Here is a 14872-nt window from a genome sequence, read left to right as displayed (position 1 = left end):
CCGCGCCAGAAGCCCGGCAGGTCGGCCGTGACGGCGACCGGGCGCCCGGCGGGCGAGAGCAGCGCCACCTGCAACGGGATTCGCCCGCCGGCCAGCGGCGGCAATGTGGACAGACCGAACAGCCATTGCGCCCGCGCCTCCAGCCGCGGCACCTCTCCCGTATAGTCGATGGGGGCGGCGCGGCCATTCGGCAAGGCGAGGCGCGGCGGCAGCGCGGCATCCAGCGCCTTTTGCCGGGCATGCGGCAGCAGGGCGCGCAGCATCGCCACCGCGTCCAGCGCCTTGAGCTGGGTCAGCCGCGTCAGGCCGGAGAGCCAGGGGGCGAGCCATTCGCCTGCCGTGGCGGCGAGCGCGGCATCCGAGACATCCGGCCACTCCGCCGGCTCCAGCCCGTGCATCAGGCCGATGCGGGCGCGGGTCTGGCGGGCGGCCTCGGTCCAGTCGAGGTCGCGGAAGGCGCGGGCGGCGGCGGCCTCGGCCAGCGCCGCGGCCAGCGCCGCCGGGTCGGCATGCGGCAGGGTGCTCTCCTCCAGCACCAGCGGGCCGAGGCGCAGGCGGCGCCGCGCCACCACCGCGCCGGCGCGGGCGTCGAAGGCGGCGCCCTCCTCCCGCACCAGCCGCTCCGGGAATTTCTGCTCCAGGGCCTCGCGGGTCAGCGGCGCGGCCATGCGGATGCGCGCCTCGGTGCCGGCCAGCTCCAGGTCGGCCACCGCCAGCAGCGGCGCCTTGCCCAGCCGGTCGGTCGCCGGCAGGCGGGCGCCCTGTCCCGAGGCGAGGCGGAAGGCGCCATCCATGCTGCCACGCTTCGCCGCGATTCGGTCGGGGAAGCCAGCGGCCAGCAGCAGCCCGGCATCGCCCGCCGCCTCCGTGCCACCCCGCACGCCGAGGCGCCGCCGGTGCAGCGTGATCGTGCGGCGGATGCGGCCCAGCGCGGCGCGGTCGGCGTTCGGGTCGTCGGCGCCGTGCAGCAGGTCGAGCCGCAGCTGGATGTCGGAGGGCGCCTCGCGGCCGCGGATCGGGTCGCGCTCCTCCAGCAGGGCGGCGAGCTCGGCGGCCAGCGCCGCCTCCGCCTCGTCCGCCGCCTCGGCCATCATGCGGGCAAGGCGGGGGTGGGTGCCGAGACGGGCCATGCGCCGGCCCATGGCGGTGATGCGCCCCTGCCCGTCCAGCGCATCGAGGTCGCGCAGCAGGGCGCGGGCGGCGGCGAGCATGCCAGCCGGCGGCGGGTCGAGGAAGGCCATCTCCGCCGGATCGCTGCCCCAGGCGGCGCAGTCCAGCGCCAGGCCGGAGAGCTCGCTCTCCAGGATCTCCGGCCGGTCGGATTGCGGCAGGCCGCGGTGCAGCGCCTCCGTCCAGAGGCGGATGGCGACGCCCGGCTCGGTGCGCCCCGCGCGGCCCGCGCGCTGCTCAGCGGCGGCGCGGGAGATGCGCAGCGTGGCCAGCCGCGCCAGGCCGGTGGCCGGGTCGAGGCGCGGCGCCCGGCGGAAGCCCCCATCCACCACGATCCGCACCCCCGGCACGGTCAGCGAGGTCTCGGCGATGGAGGTGGCCAGCACCACCTTGCGGTTCGGCGAGGGGTTGAGGGCGCGGTCCTGCTCGGCGGGGGGCAACTCGCCGTGCAGCGGCAGCACCTCGGCCTTCACGCCGCCCAGCCGCTCGGCGGTGCGGCGGATCTCGCCCCAGCCGGGCAGGAAGGCCAGCACGTCGCCCGGATGCTCCACCAGGGCGGCGCGGATGGCGGCGGCCATCGCCTCGGGCAGGTCGCGCGGCTCCTTCAGGTCGCGCGGGCGGTGATGCACCACCACGGGGTAGGCCCGCCCTAGGCTCTCGATGACCGGCGCGCCGCCGAGCAGCCGGGAAAACCCCTCGGCCTCGATGGTGGCGGACATGGCCAGCAGCCGCAGCTCCGGCCGCAGCCCGCGCTGCAGGTCGAGGCAGAGGGCCAGCGCCAGGTCGGTGTCGAGGTTGCGCTCATGCGCCTCGTCGAACAGCACCGCCGCCGTGCCCTCCAGCCCGGGATCGGTCTGCAGCCGGCGCACCAGCAGCCCCTCCGTCACCACCTCGATGCGTGTGGCGGCGGAGACGGCGCGCTCCAGCCGCGTGGCGAGGCCCACCGTCTGCCCCAGCGGCTCGCCCAGCAGCTCCGCCATGCGGCGTGCGGCGGCGCGGGCGGCGACGCGGCGCGGCTCCAGCACCACGATCTTCTGTCCGTTCGCCCAGGGCTCGTGGCGGAGCGCCAGGGGCACCAGCGTGGTCTTGCCGGCGCCGGGGGGGGCCACCAGCACGGCGTTAGGGCCCGCGCGCAGCGCGTCCAGCAAACGCGGCAGGGCTTCGGAGACGGGCAGCTCGGGCAGGGCATCCATGCCCTGCCTGTAGCGCAAGGCGGCGGGTGGCGGCCAGTTGGGGCCTTGCCCTGGATACCGACGGAGACTCCAGCTTTCCCCGCTTGACGCCGATAGAACATTACCAGAACAATAACCGCTCCACCGGAGGAACGACCCCATGCACCCGACCCGCGAGGACAAGGTCGCCCGCTTCCGCGCGCTGCACGCGCAGCCCGGCGCCTTCGTCATGCCCAACCCGTGGGATGCCGGCAGCGCCCGGCTGCTGGCCGGCCTCGGCTTCCCGGCCCTGGCGACCACCAGCGCCGGCCTGGCCTTCTCCCTCGGCCGGCGGGATGGCGCGGCGGGGCTGGCGGAAACGCTGGCCAATGCCCGCGCCATCGTCGCGGCCACCACCCTGCCGGTCTCGGCCGACCTGGAGAACGGCTTCGGCCACGCCCCGGACGATTGCGCCCGCACCCTGCGGGCGGCGGCGGAGGCCGGGCTCGCGGGCGGCTCGATCGAGGACGCCACCGGCGACCTAGCGAATCCGGTCTATGAATTCCGCCACGCCGTCGAGCGCATCGCCGCCGCCGCCGAGGTGGCGCGCGCCCTGCCCTTCGTGCTGACGGCGCGGGCGGAGAACTTCCTGCATGGCCGCCCGGATCTGGACGACACCATAGCCCGGTTGCAGGCCTTCGCCGCCGCCGGGGCGGAGGTGCTCTATGCCCCCGGCCTGCGCGAGCTGTCGCAGATCCGCGCCGTCTGCGAGGCGCTGGAGGGCTTCCCGGTGAATGTGGTGATGGGGCTGGTGGGCCGCCCCTTCACCGTGGCGGAGCTGGCCGCGGCGGGGGTGCGGCGCATCAGCCTCGGCGGCGCGCTGGCCCGCGCGGCGCTCGGCGCGCTGCACCGCGCGGCGGTGGAGATCCGCGACCAGGGCAGCTTCGGCTTCGCGGCTGGCGCCCTGACAGGGGCGGAGGTGGAGGCCTATATGCAGCCGCGCGAGGGCTGAGCGGCGCGGCGCGACACGTTTCGTTACCGCGACGCCCTTTCCTTCGGCACCGCGAAAAGGTTTCATTCCCTTCATGTTGCGCGCCCTGCCCCCGTTGCTGGCCCTGCTCTCCCTGGCCCTGCCCGCCCTGGCGCCGGAGGCCCGGGCGCTGGAGAGCACGCCCACGCGCTCCGAGCGCGCGCGCATGACCCTGGCCTCCTCGCTGGACGCGGTGGCGCCGGGCCAGCCCTTCCGCCTCGGGCTGAGGCAGGTGCTGGCGCCGGGCTGGCACACCTACTGGCGCAATCCGGGCGATGCCGGCACGCCGCCCGAGATCGCCTTCACCCTGCCCGAGGGCGCCAGCGCCACCGGCTTCGAATGGCCGGCGCCGGAGCGCATCCCCTTCGGCCCGCTGGTGAACTACGGCTACGAGAACGCGGTGCTGCTGCCGCTGACGGTGACGCCGCCCGCCACGCTGCGGCCGGGCGATGTCTTCACCATCGAGGCGCAGGCGAGCTGGCTGGTCTGCGAGAAGGTGTGCATCCCGGAGGAGGGCGTGTTCCGCCTCGACCTGCCGGTGGAGGCCGCGCCGCGCCCCGACCCCGCCCTGGCCGCCGATTTCCGCGCCGCCGAGGGCCGCCCCGTCTTCGTCAACATGACCGCCGCCTGGTGCATCACCTGCAAGGTGAACGAGCGCGTCGCCCTGCACTCGGAGGCGGTGCGCGACGCCTTCGCCCGGCGCGGCGTCGCCTACCTCAAGGGCGATTGGACCGATGGCGGCCCCGCCATCGCCGCCGTGCTGCGCCGCTTCGGGCGGGAGGGCGTGCCGCTCTACCTCGTCTACCCGCCCGGCGGCGGCGAGCCCGCGCTGCTGCCGCAGATCCTCACCGAATCCCTGGTGCTGGAGGCGCTGCCTCCGGGCTGACCGGGCTCCCGACGCCCCCTCTCGACGATGGAGTGACCGACCATGGCCAAGTTCCTGTCCCGCCGCGCCACCCTCGCCATCCCGCTCGGCGCCGTGCTGATGCCGGCCCTGCCCCGGCTGGCGCAGGCCGCGCCTGTCATCGGCGCCCCCGCCCCCGACTTTGCTGCCCCCGACCAGGACGGCACGATGCGCCGCCTCGCCGACTTCCGCGGCAAGGTGGTAGTGCTGGAATGGACCAACCATGACTGCCCCTTCGTGCGGAAGCACTATGGCAGCAACAACATGCAGGCCCTGCAGAAGCAGGCCGCCGAGCGTGGGCTGGTCTGGCTGTCCGTCATCTCCTCCCCGCCCGGCGAGCAGGGGCATGTGGATGGCGCCGGCGCGCGGAGGCTGACCACGGAGCGCGGCGCCGCCCCCGCCGCCGTGCTGCTCGACCCCGAGAGCCGCATGGCCCGCGCCTATGGCGCCACCACCACGCCCCACATGTACGTCATCGATGGCGAGGGGCTGCTGCGCTACATGGGCGGCATCGACAGCATCGCCTCCAACCGCGCCGAGGACGTGCCGAAGGCCGAGCCGCTGGCGCGGAACGCCATGCTGGCCGTCGCCGACGGCCGGCCGGTGGAGCGGGCGGTGACGCGCAACTACGGCTGCGCCATCAAGTACGCGCCGGGCGCCTGAGGGCAGCGAAGGCCGGGGAGGAGTCCCGCTCCCCGGCCCTCCTCTCAGTTGGTGGCCGAGGCGATGGCCTGCAGCCGGTCATACTGCTCCTTCGTCCAGCCCGCGCCCGCGGCCTGGTCGTTGTGCAGCGGCATGGCGGCGGCGCGGAAGGCGGCACGGTCCGGCTCCAGCACGGTCTTGCCCTGCTGGCGGAACCAGTCCGGCAGGCTCAGCTCGGCGTCGCGGATCTGCTTGCTGGCGCGCGTCGCCGCCTCGCGCAGCACCTCCTCGAACACCTTGCGGTCCGCCTCGTTCAGCCGGTTCCAGGTGGCGCGGCCGACGATGGTCAGGATGCTCTCGGTGATGTGGCCGGAGAGCATGATGTGGCTCTGCACCTCGTAGAACTTCTTGGCCTGGATGGTGGGCAGCGGGTTCTCCTGCCCGTCCACCGTGCCCTGCTGCAGGGCGAGATACACCTCGGCGAAGGCGATCGGCGTGGCGTTGGCGCCGATCGAGCGGGTGAACATCAGGAACAGCGGCGCCTGCGGCACGCGCAGCTTCATGCCCCGCGCATCCTCGGGCTTCGTGATGGCGCGGTTGGCCGTCAGGTGGCGGGCGCCGTAGTAGGTGAGCGCCACGGAGCGGTGGCCGGTCTGCTTGTCGTAGCCCGCCATCAGGTCGCGCAGCAGCTCGCTCTGCCGGTAGGCGGCGAAATGGCCGTAATCGCGGAAGATGTAGGGCGCGTTGCTGATGGCAATGGGCTTGTAGGTGGCACCGGCGAAGGCCACGCCGGTGTAGATGATGTCCACCGTGCCGAGCGAGAGGCCCTGGTTGATGGTGGGCTCGTTGCCCAGCGCGCTGGCCGCGAACACCTCGATGTTCCAGCGGTTCTGCGTCCGCTCCTTGATCTGCTGGGCGGCCCACAGCGCCTCGGTGTGGTAGGCCTCGCCCGTCTCGTAGACATGCGCCCAGCGCAGGCGCTGCTGCGCCTCGGCGGTGCCGCCGAACAGCGCGCAGGCGGCCATGGTGGCGGCCGCCAGGAAGCCACGGATCATTCCATCCCCCATCGGGCGCCTCCAGGCGCTCCGGCTTTGTTGTATGATGACATTATGCCTTGCGGCACAAAAGCTTCGCAAGCCTGTCGTCTGCGCTAGACTGTCCTCCCCCTGGAGGAAAACGCACATGGACACCGTGGCCGACACGCCCTTCATCCGCCTGCACCCCGAGGACAGCGTGCTGATCGCCCGCCGCGCCGCGCCGGAGGGGACCCCGGTGGGGCCGAACGTCGTCACCCGCGCGCGCATCCCGCCCGGGCACAAGGTGGCGCTGCGCCCGCACGCCCCGGGCGAGGCGGTGAAGCGCTACGGGCAGATCATCGGCTTTGCCACCCAGCCCATCGCGCCCGGCGAGTGGGTGCACACCCAGAACTGCGGCATGGGCGAGTTCGACAAGGACTATGCCTGGGGCGTGGATGCGAAGCCCACCCTCTACGTGCCCGAGCCCGCCCGCTTCATGGGCATCCTCCGCCCCGACGGGCGGGTGGCAACGCGCAACTACATCGGCATCGTCACCAGCGTGAACTGCTCGGCCCATGTCGCCTCGCTGATCGCCGACGCCTTCAAGCGCAACCCCTTCACCGGCAGCGACCCGCTGGCCGAGTTCCCCAACGTGGACGGCGTGGTGGCGCTCACCCACAAGACCGGCTGCGGCATGGGCGACAATGAGGGCTTGCGCATCCTGCGCCGCACGCTCGCGGGCTATGCGCGGCACGTGAACTTCAGCCACGTCATCGCCATCGGCCTCGGCTGCGAGGTCAACCAGATCTCGGGGCTGCTGGAGGAGCAGAACTTGGCCGGGCGGCTCCGCAACATGGACATCCAGTCCATGGGCGGCACCCGCAAGACCGTGGAGGCCGGCATCGCCTTCGTGCGCGAGGTGCTGGCCGAGGCCAACCAGGTGCACCGCCAGGAGGTGCCGGCCAGCCACCTCACCATCGCCCTGCAATGCGGCGGCTCGGACGGCTATTCCGGCATCACCGCCAACCCGGCGCTGGGCCATGCCTCGGACCTGCTGGTGCGGCACGGCGGCACCGTCATCCTCTCCGAGACGCCCGAGACCTACGGCGCCGAGCACCTGCTGACCCGCCGCGCCACCTCGCGCGAGGTGGGCGAGAAGCTGGTGGGGCTGATGCGCTGGTGGGAGGACTACGCGGCGCGCGGCCAGGCGGAGCTGAACAGCAACCCCTCCCCCGGCAACAAGGCGGGGGGGCTGACCACCATCCTGGAGAAGTCGCTCGGCGCCATGGCCAAGGCCGGCACCAGCAACCTCACCGCCGTCTATGACTATGCGGAGCCGGTGACGGAGAAGGGCTTCGTCTTCATGGACACGCCGGGCTACGACCCGGTGGCCGCCACCGGCCAGGTGGCGGGCGGCGCCAACATGGTGTGCTTCACCACCGGGCGCGGCAGCGTCTTCGGCTGCAAGCCGGCACCCTCCATCAAGCTCGCCACCAACTCGGCCATGTATGAGCGGATGGAGGAGGATATGGACGTGAACTGCGGCACCATCCTCTCCGGGCGCGAGAGCGTCGAGGAGTGCGGCGAGCGCATCTTCCAGCTCATCCTGCGCGTGGCCTCGGGCGAGCGGACCAAGAGCGAGAACTACGATTTCGGCGGCGCGGAATTCGCGCCATGGCCGATCGGGGCGACGATGTAAGACAAGAAAAGGGAGGGGCGCTGCCCCTCGCCCCGCCGGGGGAACTGAGTTCCCCCGGACCCCCACATCCGTTTACGCGGCGACAGCCTTGAGCACGCCCCATTCCGTCAGCAGGGCGCGCAGGCGGGCGTGGGACTCCGGCGCCAGCGGCCACGCGGCCGGCGGGCGCGCCGGGCCGACATCGTGCCCCGTGAGATTCAGCGCTTCCTTGACGACGGAAACATTGGTCCCGTTCTGCTCCTCGGAGCGCAGCGCCTCGAAGCCGGCAATGGCGGCGATCTCGGCATTGGCCGTGGCGAAGTCGCCCCGCGCCAGCGCATTGCGGATCGTCACGGACCGCTCCGGCGCCACGTTGATCAGGCCGGAGGTGAAGCCGCGCGCACCGAGCGCCGTCATCGGCGGCGCCCAGGGCTCGGCCAGGCCGCAGATGAAGTTCACCTGGTCGCCCACGATGCGCATGGCGTGCGCCAGCGTCATCACGTTCGGCGTCGCCCACTTCACGCCGGCCACGCCCGGGATGCGGCAGAGTTCCTCGATGGACTTCAGCCCGATGCCATCGTTGCGGAGGTAGAGCACCACCGGCAGACCGGAGGCATCGGCCATGCGGCGCACATACTCCACCACGCCGCGCGGGGCGACGAAGGGGTCCGGCGTCTGGTGGATCATGATGGCGTCGGCGCCGTCCTTGGGCGCGCGGCGGGCCAGCCGCTCCGCCTCCACCACGCTGCGGCCGATGCCGGCGATGACCAGCGCGCGCCCCTCGACCAGCGCCGGCACCTCGGCCTGCATCCGCTCCGCCTCGGCGAAGGAGAGGCTGTAGAACTCGCTGGTGTTGCCGTTGACGGTGAGGCCATCGACGCCCGCCGCGGCGCAGCGCGCGATGATCGGGCGCAGCTTCTCCGGCGCCGGATTGCCCTCGGCATCGTAGGGCGTGACGAGGATGCCGGAGATGCCCGAGAGGGCCTTCCGCACGCGGTCGGAAACGGGGGTGGTCATGGCTTGGTGTCCTCCACGATCTGGCTGAGCGAGCGCAGCGTGTGCGCCCGCATCCGCGCCTCGGCGCGCGCGGCATCCCCCCGCCTTATGGCGGAGACGATGCCGGCGTGCTCGCGCAAGGCCCGGCGCGGTTCCTCCGGCGCGGCCGCGAGGATGCGGCGGCGCGTGACATGGTCGTAGCCGCGCAGCGCCTCCAGGTGGCGCGCCAGCACGGCATGGTCGGCGATGGCGAGGATGGCGGCGTGCAGCGCATCGTTCGCGGCGGCCAGGGCGGCGAGATCGCCGGCCTCCGTGGCGTCGCGCACCGCGTGCAGGTGGCGGCGCAGGGCCGCGGCCTGGTCAGGCGTCGCCTGCTCGGCGGCGAAGCCGGCGGCGACGCCCTCCAGCGCGGCGCGCAGCCGCCCCATCTGGCGCAGCTTCCGCGGCCCGAGATCGGCCACGAAGCTGCCGCGTCGCGGCAGGGTGGTGACCAGCCCCTCCGCCTCCAAGCGGTGCAGCGCGTCCCGCACCGGCGCAGGCGAGACGCCGAAGCTCTCGGCCAGGCCGCGCTCGGAAAGGCGCTCTCCCGCCGCCAGTCGCCCCTCGGCGATGGCGTCGCGCAGCCGCACATAGACGCGGGTGGCGAGCGAGGCCAGATCGTCGGCGGAAAGCGGGAGGGTTTGCACGGCAACTGCTATAGCATGTTTCAGTTGCGGGGGAAGCCGGAGAAGGGAGAGGTTCTTTTTTGGAAAAAAGAACCAAAAAACTTTTGTCAGTTGGCGTGGCGCTGGTGGAGAAGCGGACGCCAAACTCGAAAAGTCTTTTTGCTTCTTTTTCTTCAGAAAAAGAAGAACTTACACCGTCAGCAACCGCCGCACCGCCTCCTCCTCCAACGAGCCGGAGAGGCCCGAGAGCGCCACCTCCCCCCGCACCATGATGGCGAGCTGGTCCCCCAGCTCGCGGGCGAACTCGTAATATTGCTCCACCAGCACCACCGCCATGTTGCGGCTGCGCGCCAGCATGCTGATGACGCGGGCGATGTCCTTGATGACATTGGGCTGGATGCCCTCGGTCGGCTCGTCCAGGATCAGCAGGCGGGGCCGGGCGGTGAGCGCGCGGGCAATGGCGAGCTGCTGTTGCTGCCCACCCGAGAGATCGCCCCCCCGTCGCCGCAGGAACTGCTTCAGGATCGGGAACAGCTCGAAGATGTCGTCCGGCACCTTGGCGCCGCGCGGCGCGGCGGCCAGCGCGGTTTCCAGGTTCTCCCGCACGGTGAGGAACGGGAAGATCTCCCGCCCCTGTGGCACATAGCCGATGCCGGCCCGCGCCCGGTCGGCGGCGGAGAGGGCGGAGACATCCTTCCCCTCCCAGACGATCCGCCCACCCTTGATTCGCTCCAGCCCGACGATGGCGCGCATCAGCGAGGACTTGCCGACCCCGTTGCGCCCCAGCACGCAGGTGATGGAGCCAGGATCGGCACCGAGGGAAACGCCGCGCAGCGCCCGGCTGGCGCCGTAGAAGAGATCGATGTTCTCGACACGCAGCATCGTTCAGCGCCCCAGATAGACTTCGATGACGCGCGGGTCGTTCTGCACGTGGTCGATGCTGCCCTCCGACAGCACCGATCCCTCGCACAGCACGGTGACCTTCTCGCCCAGCGCGCGGACGAATTCGAGGTCGTGCTCCACCACCACCACGCTGCGGCTGCCGGCGATGCGGCGCAGCAAGGCGGCGGTGTGCTCGGTCTCCTGGTCGGTCATGCCGGCCACCGGCTCGTCCACCAGCAGCAGTTGCGGCTCCTGCATCAGCAGCATGCCGATCTCCAGCCATTGCCGCTGGCCGTGCGAGAGGATGGCGGCGCGGTCCTGCGCCCGCTCGGCCAGGCCGATTTCCTCGAGTGTCGCCTCGATCTTCTTGCGGGCCTCCTGGCCCAGCACCCAGCGCAGGCAGGACCACGGGTCGCGCGGCGCCTTCAGCGCGAGTTCGAGGTTCTCGAACACCGTCAGCGCGTCGAACACCGTGGGCTTCTGGAATTTCCGGCCGATGCCAAGATTGGCGATGGTCGCCTCGTCCAGCTTCGTCAGGTCGCGCTCGCCGAAGGTGACGGTGCCGGCGGTGGGGCGGGTCTTGCCGGTGATGATGTCCATCATCGTCGTCTTGCCCGCGCCGTTGGGGCCGATGATGGCCCGCAACTCCCCCGGCTCGACGATGAGGGAAAGGTTGTTCAGCGCCCGGAAGCCGTCGAACACGACCGAGACGCCGTCGAGATAGAGGCGCGCGCCCTTCACTTGCCGTCTCCCCTGTGCAGCAGGCCGACGATGCCGCGCGGCAGGAACAGCGTCACCGCCACGAACAGCCCGCCGAGGACGAACAGCCAGAGGTCGGGCGCGAAGGAGGTGAGCCAGGTCTTGATGGCGTTCACCGAGAAGGCGCCGACCAGCGCCCCCACCAGCGTGCCGCGCCCGCCGACGGCCACCCACACCACCGCCTCGATCGAGTTGCCCGGGCTGAACTCGCCGGGATTGATGATGCCGACGAGCGGCGTGTAGAGCGCCCCCGCCAGCCCCGCCAGCATGGCGGAGAGGACGAAGACGGTGAGCTTCACCCGCACCGTGTCGTAGCCCAGGAAGCGCACACGGCTCTCGGCGTCGCGCACCGCCACCAGCACGCGGCCGAGCTTGGAGCGTGTGAGATGCGCGCAGAGCAGCAGCGCCCCGCCGAGCGCGATCAGCGCGGCGTAGAACAGCAGGGCGCGGGCGCCGCTGGTGTTCAGCGGCATGCCCAGCAGCTCCTTGAAGTCGGTGAAGCCGTTGTTGCCGCCGAAGCCCATGTCGTTGCGGAAGAAGGCCAGCATCAGCGCGTAGGTCATCGCCTGGGTGATGATGCTGAGATAGACGCCGGTGATGCGGCTGCGGAAGGCGAGGTAGCCCACCACCCCCGCCAGCAGCCCCGGCACGACGAGCGCCATGGCGAAGGCGAAGGGAAAGCTCGAAAACCCCCACCAGGTCCAGGGCAGTTCGGTATAGCCGAGGAACACCATGAAATCCGGCAGCACCGGGTGGCCATAGACGCCGCGCGGCCCGATCATCCGCATCAGGTGCATGCCGATGGCGTAGCCGCCGAGCGCGAAGAACGCGCCATGCCCGAGGGAGAGGATGCCGGCATAGCCCCAGGCGAGATCGATCGCGAGCGCCAGGATGGCGTAGCAGATCCACTTGCCGGAGACGGAGACGACGAAATCCGAGACATAGAGCGCGGATTCGGGAGGCAGCCGGTTCAGCACCGGCAGCATGGCCAGGATGGCCAGCCCGGCGAGCAGGATGCCGCGCAGGATGGTCGCGGAACCGGGGCGCAGGCGCTGGCCCATGGAGATGGTGGCGCTCATGGCTCGGCCGCCCTTCCCTTCAGCGCGAACAGCCCCTTCGGCCGCCGCTGGATGAACAGCATGATGCCGACCAGCACGGCGATCTTGGCCAGCACCGCGCCAGCCCAGGGCTCCAGCATCTTGTTGACGATGCCCAGGGTGAAGGCGCCGATCATGGTGCCGGCGAGGGAACCGACGCCGCCGAACACCACCACCATGAAGCTGTCGATGATGTAGCCGGTGCCGAGATTGGGCGAGACATTGTCGATCTGGCTCACCGCCACCCCCGCCATGCCGGCGATGCCGGAGCCGAAGGCGAAGGTCATCGCGTCCACCCGGCCCGTGCGGATGCCCATGGTGGCGGCGATGCGCCGGTTCTGCACCACCGCCCGCATCTCCAGCCCGAAGCGGGTGAAGCGGATGGCGGCGATGGTGATGCCCAGCACGGCAAGCGCGAAGAGGATGATCCAGAGCCGGTTCTGCGTGATCTCGATGCCGCCGGGCAGGCTCAGCGTGCCCTGCATCCAGGCGGGGCTCAGCACCTCGCGGTTCTGCGCGCCGAAGATCAGCCGCACCGCCTGCTGGATGATCATGCCGACGCCGAAGGTCATCAGCAGCGTCTCCAGCGGGCGGCCGTAGAGATGGCGGATCAGCCCGCGCTCCAGCGCCACGCCCACCGCCGCCGTCACCAGGAAGGCGGCCGGCACCGAGAGCGGCAGGGAGAGCGGCGCCAGCGCCGGGATGCCGCGCAGCGCCTCCTGCACCATCACCGTGGTGTAGGCGCCGAGCATCACCATCTCGCCATGCGCCATGTTGATGACGCCCATCACCCCGAAGGTGACGGCGAGGCCCAGCGCCGCCAGCAGCAGCACGGAGCCGAGCGAGAGGCCCTGGAAGGCGGTCTCGGCCGCGGTCTTCAGCATCAGCCGCCGGTCGATGGCGGCGATGGCGGCATCGATCTCGGGCGCCAGGGCCGGATGGGCGGCACGCGCCTCCAGCAGCAGGCCGCGCGCCACGGCCGAGCCACCCTCGGCCAGGACCAGGATGCCCTGCCGCTTCACCCCCTCCTGCGGCGCGGCAAGGCGCGAGGCGGCCAGCGCCAGCGCCATCCGCTCCCGCACGGCGGGCGAGGATTCACGCCCCAGCGCATCCTCCAGCAGCGGGATGTTCTCGGGGCTGCGGCTGCGGAACAGGCCGTCCGCCGCGGCGGCGCGCTCCGCCTCCACGGGCGAGAGCAGTTGCAGCCGGCCCAGCGCGCCGCGCAGCGCCACGCGCACCCGGTTGTTGATGCGCACCGGCTCGCCGGCATCGCCCTCGCGGAGTTGCACGGTGCCATCGGCGGTCTTCGCCAGGCGGCCCTCGGCCAGCGCCTGGAGCAGCGGCAGGGCGCGCGGGTCGCCCAGCGCGCCGAGCTTCTCCACCGCCTCGGCCTGGGACTGGAAATTGCCGCCGAGGCCCCTCAGCGCATCGGTGAAGGCGTCCTGCGCGCGGGCGGGCGAGGCCAGCAGCAACAGCAGGACCAGGAGTGATCGCAGCATCGGTTTCCCTCGCGGCAAAGAAAAGACGGGGGGAAAGGAATTTCCCCCCGCACCCCCCAATCTTTTGTCTGTCAGTCAGGAGGGGGGCTCAGCCCTTGCGGCGGTTGGCGTTCTCGGGAATGAAGGGCGACCAGTTCTCGGCCTTGATCGCCGTCGGCGTCTTGTAGACGACGTTGAACTGGCCGTTCTCCATGATCTCGCCAATCATCACCGGCTTCGACAAATGGTGGTTGTCGAACATCTCCTCGGTGTAGCCGCAGGGAGCCTCCACCTTCTGGCCGTACATGGCGCCGCGCACGGCATCGACCGCGGTGGTGCCGGCCTTGGTCACGGCCTGGCTCCACATCCGGAAGCCGGTGTAGGTGGCCTCCATGGGGTCGTTGGTGACGCGCTTCGGGTTCTTGATGTAGCTGGCCCACATCGCCTTGAACGCCGTGTTCACCGGGCTCTCGACGCTCATGAAGTAGTTCCAGGCGGCCAGGTGGCCGACCAGCGGCTTGGTGTCGATGCCGGCCAGCTCCTCCTCACCCACCGAGAAGGCGACGGAGGGGATGTCCTCGGCCTTGATGCCCTGGTTGCCCAGCTCGCGGTAGAACGGCACGTTGGCGTCGCCATTGATGGTGGAGACGATCGCCGTCTTCTTGCCCTGGTTGGCGAAGGCCTTCACGCGGCTGACGATGCCCTGCCAGTCGGAATGCCCGAAGGGCGTGTATTCTTCCATGATGTCCGCATCCGCGATGCCCTTCGAGTTCAGGTAGGCGCGCAGGATGCGGTTGGTGGTGCGCGGATAGACGTAGTCGGTGCCGAGCAGCGCGATGCGGCGGGCGGCGCCGCCATCGTCGCTCATCAGGTATTCGACGGCCGGGATCGCCTGCTGGTTCGGCGCGGCGCCGGTGTAGAAGACGTTCTTCGACTGCTCCTCGCCCTCATACTGCACGGGGTAGAAGAGCAGGCCGTTCAGCTCCTCGAACACCGGCAGCACCGACTTGCGGGAGACCGAGGTCCAGCAGCCGAAGGTGACATCCACCTTGTGCACCTGCAGCAGCTCGCGCGCCTTCTCGGCGAAGAGCGGCCAGTTGGAGGCGGGGTCCACCACCACCGCCTCGACCTTGCGGCCGAGCAGCCCGCCCTTGGCGTTGATGTCCTCCACCATCATCAGCACCGTGTCGCGCAGCGCCGTCTCGCTGATCGCCATGGTGCCGGAGAGGGAGTGCAGCACCCCCACCTTGATCGGCCCGCTGCCCTGGGCGAGGGCGGGGCGGAGGGCCGGCAGCGCCAGCGTGCCGGCGGCGCCGGCCAGCAGGGCGCGGCGAGAGAAGGGGGTCCGGTGGATCATCGGTCGCTCTCCTGCGGGCGGCGGGGAGCCGCCTGGCGTGTGGGCGC

General features: G+C 71.4%; 13 protein-coding genes. 4 read left to right on the top strand and 9 right to left on the bottom strand.

Going from position 1 to position 14872, the window contains the following annotated elements; translation table 11 throughout:
• Positions 1-2363: ATP-dependent helicase HrpB (gene hrpB, locus ACZJYS_RS16315; RefSeq protein WP_493179618.1), on the bottom strand; the 2363-nt coding region annotated here is incomplete at its 3' end.
• 139 nt (positions 2364-2502) lie between these two features.
• Here hrpB and ACZJYS_RS16310 point away from each other — a divergent pair.
• From ACZJYS_RS16310 to ACZJYS_RS16300, 3 genes are all read left to right on the top strand, one after another.
• Complete coding sequence (locus ACZJYS_RS16310; protein WP_493179617.1) at positions 2503-3333, top strand: isocitrate lyase/PEP mutase family protein; 831 nt, start codon at positions 2503-2505, stop codon at positions 3331-3333.
• A gap of 73 nt (positions 3334-3406) precedes the next feature.
• Positions 3407-4237, top strand: coding sequence for a protein-disulfide reductase DsbD domain-containing protein (locus tag ACZJYS_RS16305; protein WP_493179616.1), 831 nt, complete (start codon positions 3407-3409; stop codon positions 4235-4237).
• A 42-nt stretch (positions 4238-4279) separates the two neighbouring features.
• Positions 4280-4918 carry a redoxin domain-containing protein gene (locus ACZJYS_RS16300; RefSeq protein WP_493179615.1) on the top strand — a complete coding sequence of 213 codons (639 nt, stop codon included), beginning with the start codon at positions 4280-4282 and terminating at the stop codon, positions 4916-4918.
• A 44-nt stretch (positions 4919-4962) separates the two neighbouring features.
• Here ACZJYS_RS16300 and ACZJYS_RS16295 read toward each other — a convergent pair whose 3' ends face one another.
• Positions 4963-5964: a sialic acid TRAP transporter substrate-binding protein SiaP gene (locus ACZJYS_RS16295; protein WP_379651500.1), complete on the bottom strand. Its 1002-nt coding sequence runs from the start codon at positions 5962-5964 to the stop codon at positions 4963-4965.
• 115 nt (positions 5965-6079) lie between these two features.
• On the opposite strand from ACZJYS_RS16295, the gene ACZJYS_RS16290 reads away from it, so the two are divergent.
• Positions 6080-7612: a UxaA family hydrolase gene (locus tag ACZJYS_RS16290; RefSeq protein ID WP_493179614.1), complete on the top strand. Its 1533-nt coding sequence runs from the start codon at positions 6080-6082 to the stop codon at positions 7610-7612.
• Positions 7613-7684: 72 nt separating this feature from the next.
• On the opposite strand, the gene ACZJYS_RS16285 is transcribed toward ACZJYS_RS16290, so the two are convergent.
• The 7 genes from ACZJYS_RS16285 to urtA all read right to left on the bottom strand — a co-directional run bounded on the left by ACZJYS_RS16285 (position 7685) and on the right by urtA (position 14825).
• Positions 7685-8608 carry a dihydrodipicolinate synthase family protein gene (locus ACZJYS_RS16285; protein ID WP_493179613.1) on the bottom strand — a complete coding sequence of 308 codons (924 nt, stop codon included), beginning with the start codon at positions 8606-8608 and terminating at the stop codon, positions 7685-7687.
• Complete coding sequence (locus tag ACZJYS_RS16280; RefSeq protein WP_493179612.1) at positions 8605-9273, bottom strand: GntR family transcriptional regulator; 669 nt, start codon at positions 9271-9273, stop codon at positions 8605-8607. The genes ACZJYS_RS16285 and ACZJYS_RS16280 overlap by 4 nt, the downstream gene beginning before the upstream one ends.
• A gap of 168 nt (positions 9274-9441) precedes the next feature.
• Positions 9442-10134 (bottom strand): urea ABC transporter ATP-binding subunit UrtE, encoded by a 693-nt coding sequence (gene urtE, locus ACZJYS_RS16275; RefSeq protein WP_493179611.1) that lies wholly within the window; start codon positions 10132-10134, stop codon positions 9442-9444.
• Positions 10135-10137: 3 nt separating this feature from the next.
• Complete coding sequence (gene urtD / locus ACZJYS_RS16270) at positions 10138-10875, bottom strand: urea ABC transporter ATP-binding protein UrtD (protein WP_493179610.1); 738 nt, start codon at positions 10873-10875, stop codon at positions 10138-10140.
• Complete coding sequence (gene urtC, locus ACZJYS_RS16265) at positions 10872-11972, bottom strand: urea ABC transporter permease subunit UrtC (protein WP_379635479.1); 1101 nt, start codon at positions 11970-11972, stop codon at positions 10872-10874. The genes urtD and urtC overlap by 4 nt, the downstream gene beginning before the upstream one ends.
• Positions 11969-13489, bottom strand: coding sequence for an urea ABC transporter permease subunit UrtB (gene urtB, locus ACZJYS_RS16260; protein WP_493179609.1), 1521 nt, complete (start codon positions 13487-13489; stop codon positions 11969-11971). Before urtB ends, urtC begins: the two co-directional genes overlap by 4 nt.
• 88 nt (positions 13490-13577) lie before the next feature.
• Entirely contained in the window at positions 13578-14825 is a 1248-nt protein-coding gene (gene urtA, locus ACZJYS_RS16255; protein WP_493179608.1) for an urea ABC transporter substrate-binding protein, read from the bottom strand.
• Positions 14826-14872 lie beyond the last annotated feature (47 nt).

The sequence above is a fragment of the Roseomonas sp. TS2 genome, from assembly GCF_058833935.1.
The sequence above is the reverse complement of the archived record's forward strand: the minus strand, read 5'-3'. Positions and strand labels throughout refer to the sequence as shown.